Annotated in this window: 18 protein-coding genes; 5 read left to right on the top strand and 13 right to left on the bottom strand. The window is 65.0% G+C overall.

Annotated features, from left to right (window positions below):
- Window positions 1-40: 40 nt before the first annotated feature.
- The 3 genes from AQZ49_RS00575 to AQZ49_RS00565 all read right to left on the bottom strand — a co-directional run bounded on the left by AQZ49_RS00575 (window position 41) and on the right by AQZ49_RS00565 (window position 3,346).
- On the bottom strand, window positions 41-769 hold the full coding sequence (locus tag AQZ49_RS00575) for an N-formylglutamate amidohydrolase (RefSeq protein ID WP_067611330.1): 729 nt from the start codon (window positions 767-769) through the stop codon (window positions 41-43).
- Complete coding sequence (locus AQZ49_RS00570) at window positions 766-1,617, bottom strand: 4-(cytidine 5'-diphospho)-2-C-methyl-D-erythritol kinase (RefSeq protein WP_082701271.1); 852 nt, start codon at window positions 1,615-1,617, stop codon at window positions 766-768. The genes AQZ49_RS00575 and AQZ49_RS00570 overlap by 4 nt, the downstream gene beginning before the upstream one ends.
- 82 nt (window positions 1,618-1,699) lie before the next feature.
- Window positions 1,700-3,346 carry an electron transfer flavoprotein-ubiquinone oxidoreductase gene (locus tag AQZ49_RS00565; protein WP_067611327.1) on the bottom strand — a complete coding sequence of 549 codons (1,647 nt, stop codon included), beginning with the start codon at window positions 3,344-3,346 and terminating at the stop codon, window positions 1,700-1,702.
- Between the two features lie 109 nt (window positions 3,347-3,455).
- Between AQZ49_RS00565 and AQZ49_RS00560 the strand changes: the two genes are divergently transcribed.
- The 5 genes from AQZ49_RS00560 to AQZ49_RS00540 all read left to right on the top strand — a co-directional run bounded on the left by AQZ49_RS00560 (window position 3,456) and on the right by AQZ49_RS00540 (window position 8,218).
- Window positions 3,456-4,229: a uracil-DNA glycosylase family protein gene (locus tag AQZ49_RS00560; RefSeq protein WP_067611321.1), complete on the top strand. Its 774-nt coding sequence runs from the start codon at window positions 3,456-3,458 to the stop codon at window positions 4,227-4,229.
- Window positions 4,230-4,339: 110 nt separating this feature from the next.
- On the top strand, window positions 4,340-6,091 hold the full coding sequence (locus AQZ49_RS00555; protein WP_082701235.1) for a lytic transglycosylase domain-containing protein: 1,752 nt from the start codon (window positions 4,340-4,342) through the stop codon (window positions 6,089-6,091).
- The gene (gene moaB, locus AQZ49_RS00550) at window positions 6,081-6,608 is read left to right on the top strand and encodes a molybdenum cofactor biosynthesis protein B (RefSeq protein ID WP_067611314.1); all 528 of its coding nucleotides are present in this window, start codon (window positions 6,081-6,083) and stop codon (window positions 6,606-6,608) included. Before AQZ49_RS00555 ends, moaB begins: the two co-directional genes overlap by 11 nt.
- 167 nt (window positions 6,609-6,775) lie before the next feature.
- Window positions 6,776-7,099, top strand: a complete 324-nt coding sequence (locus AQZ49_RS00545) for a ribonuclease E inhibitor RraB (RefSeq protein WP_067611311.1) — start codon at window positions 6,776-6,778, stop codon at window positions 7,097-7,099.
- Between the two features lie 48 nt (window positions 7,100-7,147).
- Window positions 7,148-8,218 (top strand): PA0069 family radical SAM protein, encoded by a 1,071-nt coding sequence (locus AQZ49_RS00540; protein ID WP_067611308.1) that lies wholly within the window; start codon window positions 7,148-7,150, stop codon window positions 8,216-8,218.
- Between the two features lie 96 nt (window positions 8,219-8,314).
- On the opposite strand, the gene AQZ49_RS00535 is transcribed toward AQZ49_RS00540, so the two are convergent.
- The 10 genes from AQZ49_RS00535 to radA form a co-directional block, all read right to left on the bottom strand.
- The gene (locus tag AQZ49_RS00535; protein WP_197410887.1) at window positions 8,315-9,916 is read right to left on the bottom strand and encodes a long-chain fatty acid--CoA ligase; all 1,602 of its coding nucleotides are present in this window, start codon (window positions 9,914-9,916) and stop codon (window positions 8,315-8,317) included.
- A 23-nt stretch (window positions 9,917-9,939) separates the two neighbouring features.
- Entirely contained in the window at window positions 9,940-13,527 is a 3,588-nt protein-coding gene (dnaE, locus tag AQZ49_RS00530; protein WP_067612470.1) for a DNA polymerase III subunit alpha, read from the bottom strand.
- Between the two features lie 93 nt (window positions 13,528-13,620).
- Window positions 13,621-15,942, bottom strand: a complete 2,322-nt coding sequence (locus AQZ49_RS00525; RefSeq protein WP_082701234.1) for a ribonuclease R family protein — start codon at window positions 15,940-15,942, stop codon at window positions 13,621-13,623.
- 137 nt (window positions 15,943-16,079) lie between these two features.
- On the bottom strand, window positions 16,080-17,372 hold the full coding sequence (locus AQZ49_RS00520; protein WP_067611306.1) for a M28 family peptidase: 1,293 nt from the start codon (window positions 17,370-17,372) through the stop codon (window positions 16,080-16,082).
- A 51-nt stretch (window positions 17,373-17,423) separates the two neighbouring features.
- Window positions 17,424-18,977 (bottom strand): aminoacyl--tRNA ligase-related protein, encoded by a 1,554-nt coding sequence (locus AQZ49_RS00515; protein ID WP_067611305.1) that lies wholly within the window; start codon window positions 18,975-18,977, stop codon window positions 17,424-17,426.
- Window positions 18,978-19,025: 48 nt separating this feature from the next.
- Window positions 19,026-19,583: a polyhydroxyalkanoate synthesis repressor PhaR gene (gene phaR / locus AQZ49_RS00510; RefSeq protein ID WP_067611303.1), complete on the bottom strand. Its 558-nt coding sequence runs from the start codon at window positions 19,581-19,583 to the stop codon at window positions 19,026-19,028.
- A gap of 85 nt (window positions 19,584-19,668) precedes the next feature.
- Window positions 19,669-20,766 carry an alanine racemase gene (locus tag AQZ49_RS00505; RefSeq protein ID WP_067611300.1) on the bottom strand — a complete coding sequence of 366 codons (1,098 nt, stop codon included), beginning with the start codon at window positions 20,764-20,766 and terminating at the stop codon, window positions 19,669-19,671.
- Window positions 20,729-21,163 carry an iron-sulfur cluster assembly scaffold protein gene (locus AQZ49_RS00500; RefSeq protein WP_197410864.1) on the bottom strand — a complete coding sequence of 145 codons (435 nt, stop codon included), beginning with the start codon at window positions 21,161-21,163 and terminating at the stop codon, window positions 20,729-20,731. The genes AQZ49_RS00505 and AQZ49_RS00500 overlap by 38 nt, the downstream gene beginning before the upstream one ends.
- Complete coding sequence (locus tag AQZ49_RS00495) at window positions 21,160-21,792, bottom strand: CvpA family protein (protein ID WP_067611297.1); 633 nt, start codon at window positions 21,790-21,792, stop codon at window positions 21,160-21,162. The genes AQZ49_RS00500 and AQZ49_RS00495 overlap by 4 nt, the downstream gene beginning before the upstream one ends.
- Window positions 21,793-21,801: 9 nt before the next feature.
- The gene (gene radA / locus AQZ49_RS00490) at window positions 21,802-23,166 is read right to left on the bottom strand and encodes a DNA repair protein RadA (protein WP_067611295.1); all 1,365 of its coding nucleotides are present in this window, start codon (window positions 23,164-23,166) and stop codon (window positions 21,802-21,804) included.
- Window positions 23,167-23,654 lie beyond the last annotated feature (488 nt).

Raw genomic sequence — 23,654 nt, 5'->3', positions numbered from 1 at the left:
CCGAGCCGCGCGGCTAGGTCGAAAGTAATATTTGCGACGATCAGGCGGCGCTGGCCACCACATGGCGGGTCAGCCGTTCGAGCCGGTCGGCCCATTCGCGCTGTCCCGTGGCGTGGCCGACCAGATCCTGGCGCAGTTCGACCCCGACATACAATTGCCCGCGCGCTTCGGCATGGCGATCCATCGTGGCATTGAGCAGTTCGCCCGAATAGGGCTGCTGATCGCCGACCACCAGCCCCGGTTCGCGCGCCAGCCAGTCGAGCGCCAGCGCCGCGCCGCGCCGGTCGCGGTTGTACAGCACACCGATATGCCAGGGCCGTGCCTCTTCGGGGCGGCTGGCGAGGCGGGGCGTAAAACTGTGCAGCGACAGGATCAGCGCCGGGCGCATGCGATCGATCACATCGGCGAAGGCCGCGTGATAGGGCCGGTAAAACCGTGCCAGCCGCGCCTCGTGCCCGGCATGGTCGAGCGCGTTGCCGGGAATGGCATGCCCGTCGCTGGCGATCGGTGCCACCGCAGGCCCATGTTCATCGCGGTTGAAATCGCACACCAGTCGGCTGACATTGCCCAGAAACGCGGCATAACCGGGCCGCTGGACCAGCAATTCGGCAATCGCCGCCACGCCGATGTCGATAGCGATGTGTTCGTTCAGCAGCGCCGGATCGATGCCGAGATCGATATCGTCGGGTACGCGCGCAGAAGCATGGTCGGATTCGATCAGGATGCCCCCCGGCGCGGTATCGCCGATCAGCCGGAATGCCTCGCTCATCGCAATGTCCCCGCCAGATGCCACCAGCCTTCAGGCACCTTGGCGGCATCGCGTTGCTCGACCGTATCATAGAGCGCAAAGCACGTCGCGCCCGACCCCGACATGCGCACCAGCCACGCGCCAGAGCGGTGCAACCAGTCAAGCACGTCGGCAATCTGCGGCACCAGCGCGATCGCGCCCGGTTCCAGATCGTTGCGCCCTTCGCGCGCGATCGTGCGCAAATCGCCACTGGGCAAAGGCCCGCGATCGATGCCGTCCCAGCCGCGAAACACCGGCCCGGTGGGCAGCGGCACGCGCGGATTGACCAGCAGCACCGGCGTTCTGGCCAGATCGTTGGCCACCGCGTGAAGGTGGGTGCCGGTGCCATGGCCCAGCATGGCCCGGCTGTGCACACACGCGGGCACATCGGCGCCCAGCGCGGCGGCCAGTGCCTGCCAGCCATCGGGAAGACCATGCAACCGCTCAACCAGACGGAACACCGCGCCCGCATCGGCCGACCCCCCGCCCAGCCCGGCCGCGACCGGCAGCCGCTTGTCCAGACTGACCGCCCAGCCCGGCCCATGTGGCAGGCGCGACAGCGCCTGTGCCACGATGTTGTCGCCATCGGCGAGTATCGTGCCAAATTCGCCGGTAAGCGTCAGGCTGTCCCCATCGGCAGGTGCGATCCTCAGTTCATCACCCGCATCGACAAACGCAAACACCGTTTCCAGATCATGAAAGCCATCGGCCCGCCGCGCGCGCACGTGCAACGCCAGATTGATCTTGGCATAGGCAATCTCGGTATCCTCCCCGGGACGGGGAGGGGGACCGCCCGCTGGGTGGTGGAGGGGGCTATCCTCTAGGCGCATCATTCGATCCAAATCGCTTGGGGCCAGGCCCCTCCACCAGCTTCGCTGGTCCCCCTCCCCGTGTTCGGGGAGGATATGATCGTCACATGTTAGGATAGTTGGGCCCACCGCCGCCTTCGGGGGTGACCCAGGTGATGTTCTGGGTCTTGTCCTTGATGTCGCAGGTCTTGCAGTGGACGCAGTTCTGCGCGTTGATCTGCAGGCGCGGATCGCCCTCTTCCAGCCCGACGAATTCATAGACCCCGGCCGGGCAGAACCGCGCCTCGGGCCCGGCATAGAGCTTCAGGTTGATCTGCACCGGCACATCGGGATCGGCCAGCACCAGATGGCACGGCTGGTCTTCCTCGTGGTTGGTATAGGAATAGGCGACATTGGTCAGCCGGTCGAAACTGATCACGCCATCGGCCTTGGGATAGGCGATCGGACGATAAAGATCGGCACGCATCGTCGCCTCGGCATCGGTGTGATGCCGCAGCGGCTTGAACGGATTGACCCGCAGCACGCGCGCCCACATGTCGGCGCCCGCCAGCACGGTGCCCAGCGCGCCGCCGAACTTGGCCACCAGTGGTTGCGCGTTCTGCACCAGCTTCAGTTCCTTGGCGATCCAGCTTTCACGCACCGCCGCGTCATAATCGGTCAATGCGTCGTGTTCACGCCCCGCCGCGATCGCCGCCGCAATCGCCTCGGCGGCCAGCATGCCCGACTTCATCGCGGTATGGCTGCCCTTGATGCGCGGCACGTTGACGAAGCCGGCCGAACACCCGATCAGCGCCCCGCCAGGAAAGGCCAGTTGCGGCACCGATTGCCAGCCGCCTTCGTTGATCGCGCGCGCGCCATAAGACACGCGGCGCCCGCCTTCGAGAATGGCGCGAATGTCCGGGTGCTGTTTCCAGCGCTGGAATTCTTCATAGGGATAGACGTAAGGGTTGGCATAATCGAGTGCGGTCACAAACCCCAGCGCGACCTGGTTGTTGGCCTGATGGTACAGGAACCCGCCACCCCACGAATCCGATTCCGACAGCGGCCAGCCCTGCGTGTGCAGCACGCGGCCCGGCACGTGTTTGGCCGGATCGATGTCCCACAGTTCCTTGATGCCGATGCCATAGACTTGCGGCTGGCAATCGCGTTCAAGGTCATAGTGCGCCTTCAACTGCTTGGTCAGGCTACCGCGCGCGCCTTCGGCGAACAGCGTGTATTTGGCGTGCAGTTCCATGCCCGGCTGGTAATCGGATTTTTTCGAACCATCCTTGGCAATGCCCATGTCGCCGGTGGCCACGCCGCGCACCGCGCCCGCTTCATCATAGAGCACTTCGGCGGCGGCAAAGCCGGGGAAAATCTCGACGCCCAGTTCGCCCGCCTGCTCGGCCAGCCAGCGGCACAAGTTGCCCAGCGACCCGGTATATGTGCCATGGTTCGACATGAACGGCGGCATCGGCCAATGCGGAATGGCATATTTGCCGGTGCGGGTCAGCACCCAGTGCCAGTTGTCGGTCACGGGGGTTTCGGCCAGCGAACAGCCCATCGTGCGCCATTCGGGCAGCAATTCATCAAGCGCGCGCGGATCGACCACCGCGCCCGACAGGATATGCGCGCCGATTTCCGACCCTTTTTCAAGCACGCAAACGCTGAGATCGGGATTGACCTGTTTCAGCCGGATCGCCGCCCCCAGCCCCGCCGGTCCGCCACCGACGATGACAACGTCATAGGGCATTGATTCGCGATCGCTCATTCCGTGCGCTCCGTTACCATGCACGCGCCCGCCCCCGGCAGGGTTAATCGCGTGATTGATCTGCTGCTTTGCCTTGAAAGCTGTCTCGTCCAAGGTCAATAGCACTTTCATGGTTCCATCCAATTCGCCAGATGCCGCGCTGTCCGGCCCGGCCCTGACCCAGGCGGTCGAGGCCGCGCTGGCGTGGTGGCGCGACGCGGGTGTCGATGGCGACTGGATCGACACCCCGCAGGACTGGCTGGCCAAAGTGCAGCCGGGCGCCGCGCAAAAAACCGGCAAACCCAAACTGCCCGAGCCCGAACCGGTCAGGGCGCTGGCCGGTGGTCCAGACCAATGGCCTGCAGACCTGGGCAATTTTGCCGACTGGTGGCTGACGCATGAAGAACTCGCACCCGCAGGCGCGCGCCGCGTCGCGCCGGCCGGGCCGCAAGACCCGCCGCTGATGGTGGTGGTGCCGATGCCCGAGGCGGACGATCGCGAAACGTTGCTGTCGGGCCCGGCCGGGCGCCTGCTCGACGGGTTTCTGGGCGCGGCGGGCCTGTCGCGCGCGCACGTCTATTGCGCCGCCGCATTGCCGGCGCGAATCACCGCACCCGATTGGGCCGCGCTGGCCGCCGGCGGGCTGGGCGACGTGTTGTTGCACCATATCGGCCTGGTGCGGCCCGCGCGGCTGATCCTGTTCGGACAGACCGGCATTTCAACGCTCTTGGGCAACGCCTTGCCGAATAGTCCAACGAATTTACAATTGATCAACCATGGTGGGGCATCAGAGGCGATGCCGGAGGTTCCGGCTATGGGCGCCTATGATCTCGAAGCGATCGTGGCACGACCAACGCTGAAGGCCGGATTGTGGAGCCGCTGGCTCGACTGGGTTCCGGCGTAAACGAATTGGGGATCCGAATTGCCAGTGCAGATCTTTGGCCTGACGGAAACGGGGCCTGGCCCAGCGTGACACGCTGCACGCCGAATTTTGCGCAAGGCTGGCGCGCCGCAATGCTGGGTCTGGCCGTGCTGGCCGGGCTGACGCAGGCGCCGCTGGCGCATGCCAATTCCGCGGCCGCCGATTATTTCCGAGGTCGTGCCGATCGCACCGCCGTGCCCACGTTGCTGACGCAGGACGATCGCGATTATTACCGCCAGGTGTTCGCCGCGCTGGCACGGCAGGACTGGACCGCGACCAAGGCGCTGCTCGATCAACGGCCCGATGGCCCGCTGCACCCGGTGGCCCGCGCGCAATATTTCCTTGCGCCCGGATCGCCGCATGTCGATCTGCAAGCGCTGACCGATCTGATCGCGCAGGCACCCGATCTGCCATGGTCCGACGCACTGGCGCGGCTGGCGATCAAGCGCGGCGCAACCGCGCTGCCCGCCGCGCTGCCCGATGCGCAGCAACTGTTTGCCCAGCCCGCGATGGCGCGCCGTGCCAAACCGCACAGCGTGGCCGACGGCACCATGCCCGACACGATTGCCACCGCGATCTGGGCGCGGATCAAGGCCGACGACCCGACCGGCGCGCGCGTGTTGCTCGACGGGATCGATGCCACGCTGTCGAGCGATGCCCGCGCCGAATGGCGGCAGAAAATCGGCTGGGCATTCTATATCAACAACGACGATGCCACCGCGCGCACCATCGCGCTGTCGGCGTTTGACGGTGGCAGCGGCCCCTGGGTGGCAGAGGCGATGTGGACCGCCGGACTGGCCGCATGGCGGCTCAACGATTTTCCGGGTGCTGCCGACAGTTTTGCCCGCGCCGCCGGGATGACGCAGAACGCCGAACTGGCGGCGGCGGCCAATTACTGGGCCTCGCGCGCATGGTTGCGCGCGCGCCAGCCCGAACGCGTCGGGCCTGCGCTGCGCGCCGCCGCGGCCGCGCGTGACACGCTCTATGGGATGCTCGCCGCCGAAGCGCTCGGCCTGCGCGAAGGCGCGGCCAGTGCGGCGCCCGATTTCTCGACCGAGGACTGGCAGAAACTGCGTGGCCTCGCCAATGTGCGACTGGCGGTGCAGCTTGCCGAAATCGGCGCCGATGGTCTGGCCGACCAGGTGCTGCGCCATCAGGCGCGGATCGGCGATCCAACGCTCTATGCCCCGCTGTCGCGACTGGCGCGCGATCTGGGCCTGCCCGCCACGCAATTGTGGATGGCCAGCAACGCCCCGGCAGGCGCGCATGCCGATGAAGCGGCACGCTTCCCCGCCCCCAAATGGGTGCCAGCCAATGGCTGGAAGGTCGATCCGGCGCTGTTGTTTGCGCATGCCTTGCAAGAATCGAGTTTCCGCACCGAAGTGACCAGCCCGGCGGGCGCGCGCGGGTTGATGCAGATCCGCCCCGGTACCGCACGCCTGCTCACGCGCGTCGACCCCTCGATGGAAGGGCGCGACAACCAGCTTGAACTGCCCGATGTGAACCTGGCGTTCGGGCAGACGTATCTGACCGTGTTGCGCGACAAACCGGCCACACAGGGTCTGTTGCCCAAAGTGATTGCCGCCTACAACGCCGGGCCGGTGCCCATCGATCGGTGGAACACCCAGATCCGCGACCATGGCGACCCGCTGTTGTGGATGGAATCGATCCCTTATTGGGAAACGCGCGGCTATGTCGTGTCGGTGATGCGCAATTACTGGATGTACGAGCGCCAGGCCGGCGGCCAGTCGGACAGCCGGCTGGGGCTGGTGCAACTGATGTGGCCGAAATTCCCGGGGCTCAACGGCGCGGGCAGTGTCAGGATGGCCTCGAATGGCTATTGATACGGCGCGCACGTTCAAGCCGATCCATATCGCGCTGCTGACGGTATCGGATACGCGCGGACCAGAAGACGACACTTCGGGCGATATCCTGGCCGAACGCATCCGCACCAAGGGCCACGCGCTCGTCACGCGCGCGATCGAAAAGGACGATGCCGACCGCATCGCCTCGCGCCTCAACAACTGGATCGATGATCGCGGGATCGACGCGGTGGTGATCACCGGCGGCACCGGGCTGACCGGTCGCGATGTCACCCCCGAAGCGCTCGACCGAGTCAAGACGCGCGACATTCCCGGCTTTGGCGAACTGTTCCGGTGGATCAGCTATCAGACCATCGGCACCTCGACCATCCAGTCGCGCGCCTGCGCGGTGGTGGCACGCGGCACATATATTTTCGCGCTGCCCGGATCGAACGGCGCGGTGAAGGATGGCTGGGACGGCATTCTCGACGAACAGCTCGACAGCCGCAACCGGCCCTGCAATTTTGTCGAGCTGATGCCGCGCCTGCTTGAGCAATAAGGCCCTAAAATTAGAGCAGATTGCCGCCTTTTCCTTGCAGCCGCGTCGGGGGCATGCGACAGCGGGCGAAATCGGCGTGGCCCATGCATGCGGCGCGACCGTCCTGAAAATGCCAATTTCCGGCGTTACATGTGTAGCGCCCTGCCCTCAAACAATCGAGACACGCCATGGCCCTGCTTGATGAAAATGCCAAGTTCCTCAAGGAATTTGCCGAAGAAGGTCTCGACCTGACGCAGATCCGTGCGGTTGAATTCGCGCACGTGTTTGCCGAACCGGCCGATGCCGACGCCTTTGCCGAAGCCGCCGTCAGCGAAGACGCCAGCGTCGACATTCTGGAACCCGAAGACGAAGGCGATCCGTGGGAAGTCGCGGTGACCTACGAACTGGTGCCCACTGCCGAGGCGATCACCGCGATCGAGGAAAAGCTGGAAACGCTGGCCGAAAAGCACAATGGCGAATCCGATGGCTGGGGCATTTACGACGACGAATAATCGCAGGTGAGGCTGGCGGCGCGGGAATGTTCCTGATATGTTCCAGCCATGGAACCGATCAAGGGCAGAGGCGCCGTCACCAACCGGACCAGCGGGCGCTTTGCCCTGCCCGCACGCGAAGCGGATGGCGACTGGCTTGATGCAGCGGCATTGATCGACGGTGAGGCGCCAAAACGGCGCACCACCGTCACCGCGATCACCGCGCGCACGATCCTGTCGCGCAACACCTCGCCCGATATCCCGTTCGACCGCTCGATCAATGCCTATGGCGGATGCGAGCATGGTTGCATCTATTGCTTTGCGCGGCCGACGCATGCCTGGCATGACCTGTCTCCGGGGCTCGATTTTGAAACCCGGCTGTTTGCCAAACCCGATGCCGCGCGCCTGCTGCGCCGCGAACTGGGCGCCAAACGCTATCGCCCGGCGCCGATCGCGATGGGCACCAACACCGATCCCTATCAGCCGATCGAGCGTGACTATCGCCTGACGCGGCAGATTCTCGAAGTCTGTGCAGAACTGCGCCATCCCGTCACCATCACCACCAAGTCGGCGCGCATTCTCGACGATATCGACCTGATTGCGGCGATGGCGCGCGAAAACCTGATCGCGGTGGCAATTTCGGTCACCACGCTCGATGCACGAATATCGGCCACGCTCGAACCCAGGGCCTCGACACCCGAAAACCGGTTGGCGGCGATCGCGCGACTGGCCGAGGCAGGGGTGTTCGTCGGGGTGAACGTGTCGCCGATCATCCCCGCCATCACCGACCAGTATATCGAAACGATCCTGACCCGCGCGGGCGCCGCCGGGGCCCGCACGGCAAGCTGGATCGCGATCCGCCTGCCCCACGAAGTCGCACCGCTGTTCCGCGAATGGCTGGGCGCGCATTTCCCCGACCGCGCCGACAAAGTCATGACGATCATCCAGTCGATGCGCGAAGGCCGCGACAACGATCCGGCGTTTTTCACCCGGATGAAGCCGCAAGGCACCTGGGCCGACCTGATCCGCGCGCGTTTTCGCATCGCCCGCCAACGCGCCGGCATCCCGCAAGACCGCGCCGAACTCGATTGCAGCCGGTTTCGCCCGCCAGAGCCAGATGGACAATTGGCGCTGTTCTGACGTGAAAAATTATCCTTACACCCGTCGTCACTGGACTCTACTCGTCATTTCGGACTTGATCCGGAATGACGAAGCTCTTTTGAAGGACGACTGGTATTATGCGCGCCAGCGGTATTCGCGAAAACGGTCGCGCAGATCCTTCTTGCTGATCTTGCCGGTGCCGGTGTGGGGCAATTCGTCGACGAACGCGACTTCGTCGGGCACCCACCATTTGGCGACATGCTGCCCCAGATAGCTGCGCAGTTCGGTTTCGCACACCGCGAATTCGGGCTTGCGCACCACCACCAGCAACGGGCGTTCGTCCCATTTGGGGTGGTGGATGCCGATCGCGGCGGCTTCGGCCACGCCGGGATGGCCGACAGCGGCGTTTTCCAGCTCGACCGAGCTGATCCATTCGCCACCCGACTTGATCACATCCTTGGTGCGGTCGGTCAGTTGCAGCGTGCCGTCGGGATGGATCACCGCAACATCGCCGGTATCGAACCAGCCCTCGGCATCGATCGCGTCGACCTCTGCCTTGAAATAGCGTTTGACGACCCAGGGCCCGCGCACTTGCAGCGCGCCCGATGTCACCCCGTCGCGCGGCAGCACCAGGGCGGGATCGCCCAGATCGACGCAGCGCAATTCCACCCCGAACGGCGGGCGCCCCTGCATCGCCTTGACCGTAACCTGCTCTTCGAACGACAGCTCGTCCCAGTTGGAGGTTTCGGCGCCGGTCGTGCCGATCGGTGATGTTTCGGTCATGCCCCAGGCATGGGCGACACGGATGCCTTCGCGCATGAACCGTGCGACCATCGATCGCGGCATCGCCGATCCGCCGCACACCACTTGTTTCAGGCTGGGCGGAATCGGCTTTCCGCTCTGTTCCAGATGCTGCAACATGCCCAGCCACACGGTCGGCACGCCCGCCGCCGCCGAAACCTTTTCGCGTTCGAACATATCACACAGCACGACCGGGTCGTTGACCGCCGAAAACACGAATTTCGCGCCCGCCGCCGCCCCGGCCCAGGGCAGACCCCAACTGGCGGCGTGGAACATCGGCACGATCGGCATCAGCACGGTGCGCGTGTCGAGCGAAAACACCGGCACGGTCAGCCCGCACATCGCGTGAAGCATGGTCGAACGGTGTTCGTACAGCACTCCCTTGGGATTGCCGGTGGTGCCGCTGGTATAGCATAGCATGCACGGATCGCGCTCGTCGCCCTGCGCCCATTCGGTCTGGCCATCGTGTGCGGCGATCCAGTCCTCGAAATGCGGCGCGGGTTCGTCGCTGTCGAAACAGATGTAATGTTCGATGGTTGGCCAGCGGTGTTTCATGCGCTCGACAATCGGCGCCCATTGCCGATCGAACAGCAGCACGCGGTCTTCGGCGTGGTTGACGATATAGTCGAGCTGATCGTCAAACAGACGCGGATTGATCGTGTGCAGGATGCCGCCCACGCCCACCGCGCCATACCAACTGACCAGATGGCGGTGATGGTTCATCGCCAGCGTGGCGATGCGGTCGGCGGGGCGGATGCCCAGCGCGCGCAAAGCCTGGGTCATGCGCAACGCATCGTGGCGCACCCCGGCCCAGGTGGTGCGCGTTTCGCTGCCATCGGCCCAGCGCGATACGATTTCGCGCGTGCCATATTCGCGGCCCGCATGGTCGATCAGGGCGGTTACCCGCATCGTCCAGTCCTGCATCCCGCCCAGCATCATCACGCTCCATCGCTGTGTTCTTATTCGACGAGCCGCAGATGCCGATCCGGGCGCGCCGTCAGCGCCACATTGGCAAGTCCCTCGATCGGAATCAACCGATCGATTACTTCGCTGTCGAGACGGAAATCTTGGCCCAGGATCGCCCACGGCTCACGCCCGCGCCCGGTGCGCAGATGCACGCGCACTTCGCCCCTGGCATCGCTGGCGCGCGGCAACAACATGGCCAGATCGGCCACCGCCTCGACCCGCGAAACCTCGCATTCCAGCACCATCCGCGCCGCGCTGGTGACCGAGGCCAACGGCCGCGCGCCCCGCACCGTCACGCGCGGCGGCTCGTCCGCACTGGGCCGATCAAGTTCGACCGTCAGCAGCACGCAGGCGCCTTCGCGCGCCCATTGCACGAATGGATCGACCAGGCTTTCTTCAAAGCATGAGGCGGAAAACAGCCCGCTCGCGTCGGAAAAATCGGCCATGACAAAGTCCTTGCCGCGCTTGGTCTTGCGCTTTTGCACGCCCTCGACCATCGCCGCCATCACCGCCGAAGTGCGCCCGGTGGCGGTGCCGCCCGATGCGATCAGCCCCGAATACGTGCGCGCGCCGTTGGCGCTGGCAATTGCGCGATATTCCTCGACCGGGTGCGCGGCGAAATAGAACCCGAAATTCTCGCGCTCCGCCGCCATCTGTTCGGTGCGGGTCCACGGCTTTGTCTCGGTCAAGCGGATCGCCTGCGTGGCGTGATCGTCGCCGCCGAACAGCCCGCCCTGCCCCGATGTGCGCGCACGCGCAGCCTCGTCGGCCACCGCCATCAGCAGGTCGGCATTGGCGATCAGCTTGGCACGGTTGGCATCGAGGCCATCGAGCGCGCCGCCTGCCGCCAGCGCTTCGAGCTGGCGCCGGTTCATCGCCCCTGCGGGCACGCGGCGGAACAGATCATCGAGCGAGGTAAACCGCCCATTGGCCTCGCGCTCGGCCACGATCGCATCCATCGCCTTTTCGCCGACATTGCGCAGCCCCGCCAGCGCGTAGCGCACGGCATAGGATTCTTCGGTGCGTTCGACCGAAAACTCGGCCTCCGAATGGTTGATGTCGGGCCCGGCCAGCGCCACGCCATTGCGGCGCATATCGTCGACAAACACGTTCAGCTTTTCCGACTGATGCATGTCGAAACACATCGAGGCGGCATAGAATTCGTGCGGATAATGCGTTTTCAGCCAGGCCGTCTGATAGGCAAGCAATGCATAGGCCGCCGCGTGGCTCTTGTTGAAGCCATAGCCGGCGAACTTGTCGATCAAGTCGAACAGTTCGTTGGCCTTGGCCGCGTCGATCTGGGACACTTCCTTGCAGCCCGCGACAAAGCGCGTGCGCTGCTGGTCCATTTCGGCCTGGATCTTCTTGCCCATCGCGCGGCGCAGCAAGTCGGCATCGCCCAGCGAATAGCCGGCCAGGATCTGCGCGGCCTGCATCACCTGTTCCTGATAGACGAAAATGCCGTACGTTTCGGACAGGATGCCGGCCAGCTTGTCGTGCGGATATTCGATCGATTCCAGACCGTTCTTGCGCCGGCCGAACAGCGGAATGTTGTCCATCGGGCCGGGGCGATAGAGCGAGACGAGCGCGATGATGTCGCCAAAACTGGTCGGTTTGACCGCCGCCAGCGTGCGCCGCATGCCTTCGGATTCCAACTGGAACACGCCGACCGTGTCGCCCGATTGCAGCAGGCGGTAGACATCGGCATCATCCCACGCCAGCGCCGACAGATCGATGGTGATCCCGCGCCGCGCCAGCAGGTCGATCGCCTTGCGCAGCACCGACAGCGTCTTCAGTCCGAGAAAGTCGAACTTGACCAGACCCGCATCCTCGACATGCTTCATGTCGAACTGGGTGACCGGCATGTCCGATCGCGGATCGCGATAGAGCGGCACCAGTTGCGCCAAGGGCCGGTCGCCGATCACCACGCCGGCGGCATGGGTCGAACTGTTGCGCGGCAACCCTTCGAGCTGCATCGCCAGATCGATCAGGCGGCGCACTTCGGGATCGCGGTCATATTCGCGTTTCAGCTCGACCACGCCGTTCAGCGCGCGCGGCAGCGGCCAGGGGTCGGTCGGATGGTTGGGCACCATCTTGCACAGCCGATCGACCTGGCCATAGCTCATCTGCAGGATGCGCCCGGTGTCGCGCAGCACCGCGCGCGCCTTCAGCTTGCCGAAGGTGATGATCTGCGCCACGTGATCGTCGCCATATTTGGCCTGGACATAGCGGATCACTTCGCCGCGCCGGGTTTCGCAGAAATCGATGTCGAAGTCGGGCATAGACACGCGTTCGGGGTTCAAAAACCGTTCGAACAGCAACCCCAGCCGGATCGGATCGAGATCGGTAATGGTCAGCGCCCAGGCCACCAGCGACCCTGCGCCCGACCCGCGCCCCGGCCCGACCGGAATGCCCTGATCCTTGGCCCATTTGATAAAGTCGGCCACGATCAGGAAGTAACCGCCGAACCCCATGCGGTTGATGATGCCGACTTCGAATTCCAGCCGGTCGCGATATTCGCAGACTTCGTCCCAGATCCCCGCCGCATCGAGCGCCGGATAGTCGCCGGGCGCTGGCTGTGCATCGGGACCAAGCGTCAGCAGCCGCCCCAGATCCTCGTGCGTTTCGGCGGGATAATAGGGCTCCATCCGTCGCACCAGCCCGGTGCGGCTGTCAGCGGCGCACATCCGTGCCTCGCCCTCCTGGTCGCCGGCCAGGCTGGGCAGGATCGGCTTGCGTCGGGGCGGCATCACCGCGCAGCGCTGCGCCACCACCAGTGTGTTGGCCAGCGCCTCGGGAATGTCCTTGAACAGCTCTTCCATGAACGGCGCGGGCTTGATCCACCATTCCTTGGACGAACGCGGGCGGTCGGTGCTGTCGACATGGGTGGAACTGGCAATGCACAGCATCGCATCGTGCGCCGGGTAGAACGTGCGTTCGACAAACCGCGCGGGGTTGGTCGCCACCAGCGGCCAGTCGCGCGCATAGGCCAGATCGATCACCGCCGGTTCGGCGCGGTCTTCCACCGGATCATTCTGGCGGCACAGTTCGACATAGAACCGGTCGGGAAACAACGCCGCGATGCTGTAGGCATAGGCCTCTGCCGCCGCCTGCTGCCCCTCGGACAGCAACCGCGTCAGCGCGCCTTCGCCGCCCGCCGACAGACAGATCAGCCCGTCGGTATGCCCGGCCAGATCGGCGATCTGCACATGCGCGGCAAATTCCAGCGGCCGGTCGAGGTGCGCGCGGCTGACCAGATGGCACAAATTGTCATAGCCGGTGGCATCCTGCGCATAGAGCGCCAGCCAGTCGATCGTCGGCGCCTGCTGCCCCGGCGTGGCCGCCCCACCGCGTTCGGGCCGCGCCACCCCGAGCATCGTTCCGATCACCGGTTGCACGCCCAGATCCTTGCATGCCTTGGCAAACGCGACCGAGCCATAGAGCCCGTTGCGGTCGGTGATCGCCACCGCCGGAAATCCGCGCTCCGCCGCCGTTTTGGCGATCATCTTGGGGTCCACCGCGCCGTCGAGCATGGTGTAGGACGAAAAGACGCGAAGCGGGACAAACGGGGCGTGGGGCATGGCCATCGATATAAGCCGGCACCGTCCGAAACAGAAATACGCAGGCCAAGGTTAGCCACAAGTTATCCTCCCGGCACGGGGAGGATCAGGCGATCAGCGCTTGCGGCCCTGATGGCGGATATTGCCGGGGCGTCCGCGCTTGCCGACCAGATGGTGCCCCGGTCGCTTGCCATCGCGCCCCTCGCGCTGGGCCAGATGGGTGCCCCGCCGTTCGATCCCGCTGGCGCCTTCATGCAAGTCAACCGGTTCGAATTTCAGCGCGCCGGTCAACGGGTTGGCTTCGGCCAGGCGCAGTTTCAGGATCATGCCGATGGCAAATTCGGTGCCGGTCTGTTCGCCGATCAGGCGCTGGCCGCGCTCGTCATAGGCAAAGCGTTCGGCACCCAGTGTCGATACCGGCACCAGCCCATCGCCGCCCAGTCCGATAATCGTGGCAAACAGGCCGAATTTCTGCACGCCGGTCAACCGCGTGTCGAACACTTCGCCCACCCGCACCGACAGCCAGGCGGCGACATAGCGGTCGATCGTTTCGCGTTCGGCCTCCATCGCGCGGCGTTCGGTACGGCTGATCGCCTCGCTGATCTGCGCCAGATCGGCGCGATCGCGATCGGCCAGTCCAGAGCTGGCCGGAACGCCGCTGTCGGACGCCGGGCGCGGCTGTTCCAGACCATAGCCATCGACCAGCGCGCGGTGAACCAGCAGATCGGAATAGCGCCGGATCGGGCTGGTGAAATGGGCATAGCTGCCCAGGCTCAGCCCGAAGTGCCCGGCGTTGCGCGGGCCGTAATAGGCCTGCGTCTGGCTGCGCAACACCGCCTCCATGACCAGCAGCTTTTCCGCTTCGTCGGTGACGTCTTTCAGGATGCGGTTGAACAGCGAAGGCGTGACCACCTGCCCCAGCGCCAGTTTGCGCCCGAATGTCGCCAGATAGTCCTTGAGCGCGATCAGCTTGTCACGGCTCGGCGCTTCGTGGATGCGATAGACCACTGGCGCCACTTTCGCCTCCAGCGCCTTGGCTGCGGCAACATTGGCGGCAATCATGAAATCCTCGACCACGCGATGCGCATCGAGCCGTTCGCGCACCGCGATTTCGGCGATCCGTCCCGCCGCATCGAGCATCACCCGGCGTTCGGGCAATTCGAGTTCGAGCGGGTCGCGATCGGCGCGGGCCTTGGCCAGCAGGCGATAGGCGCCCCACAGGTTTTCCAGCACCGGCCCCGCCGATCCGCCATCGATCCGCGCCTGTGCGTCCTCATAGGCGATCACTTCGGCAATCTGCACCCGCGCGCGGGTAAACCGCCAGCCAGTGACCCGGCCTTGCGCATCGATCGTCATGTGGCAGGCCATCGCCGCACGCGGCGCATCGGCCTTCAACGAGCAGACATCGGCGCTGAGCACTTCAGGCAGCATCGGCACGACGCGATCGGGGAAATAGACCGAATTGCCGCGTTTGCGCGCTTCGCGGTCGATCGCACTGCCGGGGCGCACGTAAAAGCTGACATCGGCGATGGCCACCACCGCGCGATAGCCGCCCTCGCCATCGGGTTCGGCCCAGATCGCATCGTCGTGATCGCGCGCATCGCTCGGGTCGATCGCCACGATCGGCAGATGGGTCAGATCCTCGCGCGCATCATGGCTCAGCGGCAGACGCGCAGCAGCCTGCGCCTGTTCGATCGCTTCCTCGGGAAAGGCGAACGGAATGCCGTGCTTGTGGATGGCGATCAGGCTGAACGCGCGTGGCGCCAGCGGATCGCCCAGCACGGCGGTGACTTTCACCCCGGCGCGCGGTGATCGCCCGTTGGGCTCGGCCAGCACCAGTTGTCCGGCCTCTGCCCCGCCCGCATCGGCCACCGGCACCGCATTGCGCACGCGCTTGTCGACCGGCGCCAGCCAGCCTTTGCCCGCGCCATCGAATTCCAGCACGCCCAGCATCTGGTCGGCCGAGGCCGGCAGTTTCTTGATCGGATAGGCGGTCCAGCCCGCATCGGTCTCTTCATTGCGCGCCAGCACGCGGTCGCCCACGCGCAAGGCCGCGCCTTCGCTGCCTTTGGCCCGGCCGCCTTTGGCGCGCTGTTCGATCACGCGCAGGCGCGGCGGGGCGATCGGTTCGTCGGGGGCCCAGTTGTCGGGCACCGCGATCGGATCGCCATCATCGATTTCAATCACGCGCAACACGGTCACACGCGGCACCCCGCCCATGCGATGAAACGCGGTGCGGTTGCCATCGATCAGGCCTTCTTCGGCCATGTCTTTCAACAACGCCTTCAGCGCGATCTTTTCAGTGCCTTTCAGGCCGAACGCCTTGGCAATTTCGCGCTTTCCAGCAGGTTCCTCGCTGGTCGCGATAAAATCGAGCACTTGCTGGCGCGAAGGCATGCCCTGGGGCGGTTTGGCGGGGTGTGGCGTGCGGATCATTGCCCTCGCAATGCTCGCGTTACAACGGCTTTGCAACCGGTTGGTCGCAATCTGTTGCCCTATCATGCCCCTATCGGCAATCGGGTCGTCAAGCGAACGACGCGCTGCTCCGCCTTGCTCCAGGTATCATGGCACGATCACGGGCCGGCAAACCCGCCCCCAGGCAGGGCCGAGGCGATCGGGCTGGCGCTGCCGTCGGCAGCTATTGCGCTGACGCCAAAAAACCAGTCGTCGGCGCGCATGCCGTCCAGCCGCGCGGTGGTGGCACTGGTGGTCAGCACTTTTTCATCCCAGCCTGGGGCGTCGGTGCGGCGGCGCCACACGGCATAAGCCGTTGCACCGGGGACGGGTTTCCACGTGAGCGCGGTGAATGTCTGCACCGCGCCTTTGGTATCGGCGGCCGGGGGGATCGGCGCGGCAGCCAGCGCGGCCAGCGCGCGGACGTTGAGCCGGGTCACGTTGGCCAGATAGGCGAAATCCATCTTGTCGATCGTGTCGCCATAGGCATGGCCGTCGGCGTTGCGCACGTCCTGATGCTGCCCATCATAGTTTTCGACCGCGACGGTAAAGCGCACTGCGGGATAGCCGGCTTCTTCGAACGGCAGATGGTCGCCGCCGCGCCCCATGCGGTCGGCGCGCCAGACCTGCCGCACCGCGAACGCCGGATCGGCCAGGCTCGCGATGAAACGCGACAGATTGCGCGACGGGCTGTCGTTTTCGCCGCCGTACAACCGTTGCGCTTTGGTCAATCGGGCATCGGCATCGGCGCGCGGTCCTTCGGAAAACACGCGGATATGGGTCCCATCGACGGTGCCGTCGGACCCGCGCGAATTGCCGACGATGTCGTTGTTGAGCACCGCCTTCACCGTCCAGTGCCGGGCGCGGGCATAGTCGGCCAGCAATTTGCCCCCGTACAGCCCCTGCTCTTCGCCCGAGACAACGGCATAGACGATGGTGCCGGCAAATTGGCGGTGGCACAGCACGTGCGCCGCCTCCAGCACCAGCGCCGTGCCCGATCCATCGTCGTTGGCACCCGGCGCGTCGCCGGTGGCGTCCATCGGGTCGCTGCGGCGGCTGTCGAGATGGCCTTCGACAATCACCACTTCGTCAGGGCGTTCTGTCCCGCGCTGGATGGCGACAACATCGACCAGCCGGACAGGGTGCGGTATCCGCTCGCCGCTGACCATGGTTTCGGGTTTGACAATCTGCACCGCATCGCCGCAGTCCGCCTGAAACTGCGCCTCGGCCCAGATCCGTGCAGCGCCAATCCCGCGTTTGGGATCATCGGGCGATGACAGCGTGTGACGCGTACCGAATGCCACAAGCTGTTCCACGCGTGCCTTCATGCGCGCAGCCGACACATCATCGGCCGGGGCAGCGATGGCGGGGCCGGCCAGCAGCACGGCGGCGAGACAAAGCGCTGTTTTCATGCCCCCAGACTAGCGCCCCGCCAGATCACGGCAAGCCGCCAGTTTGGACAATCAATAGGCGCGCGCAACCAGGATCGTTTCGACCGCCGGCTCGCCGGTGAACGGGCACGTGCCCTCGGGCTTGGGCGCATTCAGCGGCGTGTTGCGGATGGTCAGTTTCAGTGCCTTCAACTGTTCGACCACTTTGTCGAGCGCGGGCCCGGTCGGGCGCGACCAGCCCAGTTCGACCCAGCCCGGTGCCAGCGCCGACTGTTCGCGCTCGTCGGCGAAATAGGCGGTCAGCCCGGCCAGATCGGTGATCCCGCGTTCGATCCGCGCATCGCGCCACTGGGTCGCCTGCGCATGCAGCGCCTCGCCATAGGCGACGATCTGCGCCGTCGCATCGGCCAGGAACGCATCGCGCGCCAGCCCCTGAAAATCGACTTTGCCATCCTCGCGCCACAGCCGGTCGCGGCGCACCACCGAAACCTGGCCGTTTTCGGCATCGCGTCCGCCGATTTCGAGCACCAGCGGCACGCCTTTCTTGACCCAGGCCCAGCGCTTGGCGGTGGCCTTGCCCGGCCGCTTGTCGAGCAGCACGCGCACGCGCTCGCCATAGACGGTCTGCGCGGCCAATGCGGCACGGATGCCTTCGCAATAGGCCAGCAGTGCCGCATCGCCATCGTTGTCGCGCAGCATCGGCAGGATCACCACCTGATGCGGGGCGACTTGCGGCGGCGTGCGCAATCCGTCGTCATCGCCATGGGTCATGATCACCCCGCCGATCAGCCGCGTCGACACGCCCCAACTGGTGGTGTGGCACAGCGCCTGCTGGCCCTGCTTGTCCTGATAGCGGATGCCCGCCGCGGTCGAGAACGTGGTGCCCAGATAGTGCGAGGTGCCGGCCTGCAGCGCCTTGCCGTCCTGCATCATTGCCTCGATCGAAAATGTCTCGACCGCGCCGGGAAAGCGTTCATTTTCGGGCTTTGGCCCGGCCACCACCGGCAAGGCCAGCACGTCTTCGGCAAAGCTGCGGTACATTTCCAGCGCGCGCAGCGTTTCAGTCATCGCGTCGGCCTCGTCGGCGTGCGCGGTGTGGCCTTCCTGCCAGAGGAATTCGCTGGTGCGCAGGAACATCCGCGTGCGCATTTCCCAGCGCACCACATTGGCCCACTGGTTGGTCAGCATCGGCAGATCGCGCCACGACTGGATCCAGCGCGCCATTGCCGCGCCGATCACCGTTTCCGAGGTGGGCCGCACGACCAGCGGCTCTTCCAGTTTGGCCTCCGGATCGGGGATCAGCCCGCCTTCGCCATCCCCGATCAGACGATGATGCGTGACCACCGCCATTTCCTTGGCAAACCCGTCGACGTGCTCGGCCTCTTTGGCAAAGAACGACAGCGGAATGAACAGCGGGAAATAGCAGTTGTCGACGCCTGCATCCTTGATGCGTTCGTCCATCAGTTTCTGGATGCGTTCCCAGATGCCATAGCCCCACGGCTTGATCACCATACATCCGCGCACGCCGGATTCTTCGGCGAGTTCGGCTTCGGCGATCACCGCCTGGTACCACTGGGCAAAATCTTCGGCGCGCGTCACCGGCAGCGCATGTTTGATGCTGGTCATGCGCCCCCGGTTAGGGGCGCATGCAGATTCGGGCAAGCGTCCGGCGCGCTACTTCACCAGCTTGTCGAGCTTCTTCTGCATTTCCTCGACCTGGCTGCGCAGCGTGGACAACTCGTCGGTGTCGGCCGGTGCGGCCTTTTCGGTGCTGGCGGCTGCGGCCGCGCCCGGCACGAACGCGGTTGCGGCAGCCTTGAAAATTTCCATGTTGCGCTGGGCAATCTGCGCCAGCGGGTTGGCACCGATGCTGTCTTCGATCGCCTTGCGCAGCTTGACCTGGTTTTCGCGGAAATGTTCCATCGACGCTTCGAGATAGCCGGGCAACAGCGCCTGCATCGAATTGCCGTACATCGAAATCAACTGGCGCAGGAAGTTGGTCGGCAGCATCTGGCTGCCACCGGCTTCTTCATCCATGATGATCTGGGTGAGGATGGTGTGGGTAAGATCGGCCCCGGTCTTGGCATCGATCACCTGAAACTCGACGTTGTCCTTGACCATCTGGGCCAGGTGATCGAGCGTGATATAGCTGCTGGTGCGGGTATTGTACAAACGCCGATTGGCGTACTTCTTGATGATGACCGTTTCGCCGTCTTTCGCCGCATTCGCCATCGAGTCACGCCCCCGAATTTATGGTTACGGACCAGGTTAGCAGGCGCAGTATGGGCAATGCAACAAGACTTGTGTGCACATTGGATTATACCCCGTTTCTTGCGAAACGCCGGTGCAGCAGAGTGAGCAGTTCATACTGCGACAGGCCGCTTTGTGCGGCGGCGCCGGGCAAGTCGTAATCGAGCGTCAGCCAGTCGCCTTCGCGCAGATCGGGCGCAGCAGACACATCGATCGCGGTCAGATCCATCGACACCCGGCCGACCACCGGCAAGTGCGCCGGCCCGTGGCGAAAACCGCCCCGGTTCGACCAGCACCGCAGATACCCATCGGCATAGCCAAGCGCCACCACCGCCAGCCGCATCGCGCGCTGGGCGACGAATGTCGCGTTGTACCCTACCGCATCGCCCGCTGCGAGGTCGCGCAGTTGCAGCACCGCCGCTTCGGGCCAGGCCACCCGCCGCACCAATCCGGCCAGTTCGCGCCGCACCACCCCGCCATAAAGCGCAATGCCGGGCCGCGTCAGATCGGCATGATAATCTGCGCCCAGCGCGATCCCGGCGCTGTTGGCCAGGCTGTACCGACGCGCGCTGATCGCCGCACGCACCGTGGCAAAGCGTCCCAGTTGCTGCGCATTTTGCGGTACGTCCTCGTCCGCGCTGGCGAGATGGCTGAGGCACAGATCGATATCGAGCTCACCAAGCAGCGGATCGCCCAGTTCGGCCATGGCCAGGCCCAGACGGCTGATCCCGGTATCGACCATGACATGGCACGGCCCGCCCCCGCCCGCCAGCCAGCGCCGCGCCTGCGCCAGCGAATTGAGCACCGGGCGCACCCCGGTGGCCTGCGCAAAGGCCACATCGGCGTCGGTCAGCGGCCCGTGCAGCACGGCAATCGCCGCAGCCGGGACATGCGCAATCACATCGGGCACTTCGCGCCAGTGCGCCACAAACCAGTCGCGACAGCCCGCCGCCGCCAGCACCGGTACGACCTGCCCCGCGCCCAGCCCATAGGCATCGGCCTTGACCGCCGCCCCGGCCCGCGCCGCGCCGCTCAACGTGTCGAGCGCACGCCAGTTGGCGGCAAGCGCATCGCCATCTAGCCGCAAGCGCAGCGGCGATGCGGGCAGAGGGGGCAATGCCGTCACGTCAGGCGGCCGGATCGCCCAGCGCGACAAGCGCCGCATCCCACGCCAGCACGATCGCGCCATGGCGCGAGGGATAGTCCCGCGCGGCGGCAATCACGTCGAGCCCCGGCCATTCGGGCAGATCGCTCTCGCCCGCCAGCCATGCCGTCAGCGCCGCGCGTATGCCAGCGATCTGGGCCCGGCCCTGCCCCATGGCATGACCGGCAAAGGCATTGGCCGCGGCCTGGCCAATCGCGCAGGCCTGTGCCCGGATGCCGATCGCGGCGATGCGGCGCGCATCATCGAGCGCCAGCCCGATCGTCAGGGTGGAGCCGCACGTGCGCGAGCGCGCCGAACCCTGCAATGGTAGCGCATCATTCCAGGGCCAGGCCGACAACCCCGTCGCCGCCGCCAGAATGGCGGGCGTATAGAGCGTGGCCCCGCGCGCTGCGGTCATTCGTCGATGGCTTTGATCGGATGGTGGCGATGCGCCCTGTGCGTCGACGTCGGGTGCGTCGGGGTCGGGCTGGGCGTATCGTTTGCCACCGCATCGATGGCGGCATCTTCGGCATGGCTGCGCGCGGAATTGACCGCATCGCTGCGCCGCTGGGCAACCAGCGACATCAATTCATCGCTGGCCGCGTTGAGAAAGGGATAAGTCCGCCCGTCCTTGATCCAGTCCGGGCGCCCCTTTGGCCCCCACACCACGTCATAGGCAAACACCAGCAGCGAAAAGGCCAGGACCATGATCACAAAGCCCTTGATCGCGCCAAAGCCGAACCCCAGCACGCGATCGATCGGCCCCAGCGTAGAGGCCCGGCTGGCATTGCCAAGCTGACGCGCCAGCAGCTTTGTGCCGAAATAGGGCACCGCCAGTAGCAGGCCAAACGCCAGCACGCCCGCGCCGGTTTCGCTGTGCACCCAGGTCATCAAAAAGCCGGTGAGCGCGGCATGCCCGTAATGCACCGCCAACAACGCGACACACCAGGCCGCGAGCGACAGCACTTCTTCGACAAACCCGCGAAAAAAGCCGGATATCGCGCACAGCCCGACGATCAGGAAAACGATATAGTCAAAGCCGGTCATGGGGCCGACCTAATCTGCGCCAATTATGCGGTCAACGAGATTTGGCAGCAGCGTCAGCCCGGTGTGGCGTGCGCCGCCCTCGGCATCGACCCCGGAAGGGCCGAACGTGCGCGCAAAGCCCAGCTTGGCCGCTTCGCGACAGCGGATCGCGGCATGGGCAACCGGGCGCACTTCGCCCGCCAGCGACACTTCGCCGAACCACACTGCCTCGGCCGGCAAGGGCCGGTCGGACAGCGCCGATACCAGCGCGGCGGCCACCGCCAGATCGGCGGCGGGATCGGTCAGGCGATAGCCCCCCGCGACATTGAGATAGACTTCCGCTGACGAGAAATTGAGCCCACAGCGCGCTTCGAGCACGGCCAGCAGCATCGCCAGCCGGCCGCTGTCCCACCCCACCACCGCGCGCCGCGGCGTGGCGCCACTGGCCAGCCGCACCGTCAGCGCCTGAATCTCGACCAGCACCGGGCGCGTGCCTTCGAGCGCGGGAAACACCGCGCTGCCCGGCACCGGATCGCTGCGCCCCGACAGGAACAGCAGCGAAGGATTGCCAACTTCCTCCAGCCCTGCCCCAGCCATCGCGAACACGCCGATTTCATCAATCGCGCCAAACCGGTTTTTCAGCGCGCGCAGAATGCGATATTGATGGCTGCGCTCGCCTTCGAAACTCATCACCACATCGACCATGTGTTCAAGCACGCGCGGCCCCGCGATCGTGCCATCCTTGGTCACATGGCCGACCAGCACGACCGCCGCGCCGCTGTCCTTGGCATAGCGGATCAGTTCGAAGGCGCAGGCGCGCACCTGGCTGACGGTGCCGGGCGCGCCCTCGATCTGATCGGAATGCATGGTCTGGATCGAATCGATCACCACCAGCGCGGGCGGCTCCATCGCTGCCAGCGTGGTCAGGATATCGCGCACCGATGTGGCCGAGGCGAGCAGCAGCGGCGCCGTCCCCAGTCCCAACCGGCCGGCGCGCAGCCGCACCTGGTCCGAGGCTTCTTCTCCGCTGATATAAACCGCGCGCGCGCCAGCCTGCGCCATGTTGGCCGCCGCCTGCAGCAACAGCGTCGATTTGCCGATACCGGGATCGCCCCCCATCAGCACCGCCGACCCGGCGACCAGCCCGCCGCCCAGCGCACGATCGAACTCGGCCAGACCGGTGCGGCGACGCGGCGGCAATTCAACCGGATGGTCGAGCGGCACGAACTGCACCTTGCGCCCCCCGCCCGACAGATCATGCCGCGCCGAAAACACCGTTTCCGGCGCCTCTTCGGTCAGCGTGTTCCATTCGGCACAATCGGGGCATTGCCCCTGCCAGCGGTTGGAGACGCTGCCACAGGCCTGGCAGACATAGCGGCGTTTGGGTTTGGCCATGCATGGTGCCTAAACCGAACATTTGGAGAACACAACCCGTCACACAAGCGCCGCATCAGGCGCGGGACAATGGCAGACCACAAACTTTTCCGGGGCGTGTGATGTTTATGACACGCATGCCGAACGGACGATAAGCACGCAAGGGCAACGAGTCGGGGCAATTGTTACGAACTTGTCGCGCCTGCGAAGAATGTCTGTTTCCCCAAGATGAATTGATCTGAATCAATTTTCCGCAACGCTGCCGCGCAACTCTAAAGAAAATCACGATTTCATCAAACATTGTACAGTAAAAATTCGCATTCATAAACATATATTTCAGTGTAATTTGTAAACTCCTTTATAAAATTAACATTTTAAAAGTCAAAATCCAGATTTTATGCACATTTTGTCAAGTGATAATTCTATTTTTCGGATTAATTGTCCATTGAATTGCCACATCGATTTACCGACGATCACGCAGGTCATGACCCCCTCATAAATTCTCATAA

The organism is Novosphingobium sp. FSW06-99 (assembly GCF_001519065.1).
GTDB lineage: Bacteria > Pseudomonadota > Alphaproteobacteria > Sphingomonadales > Sphingomonadaceae > Novosphingobium.
Note: the sequence above shows the minus strand (reverse complement) of the source record. Positions and strands in the feature narration are given on the sequence as shown.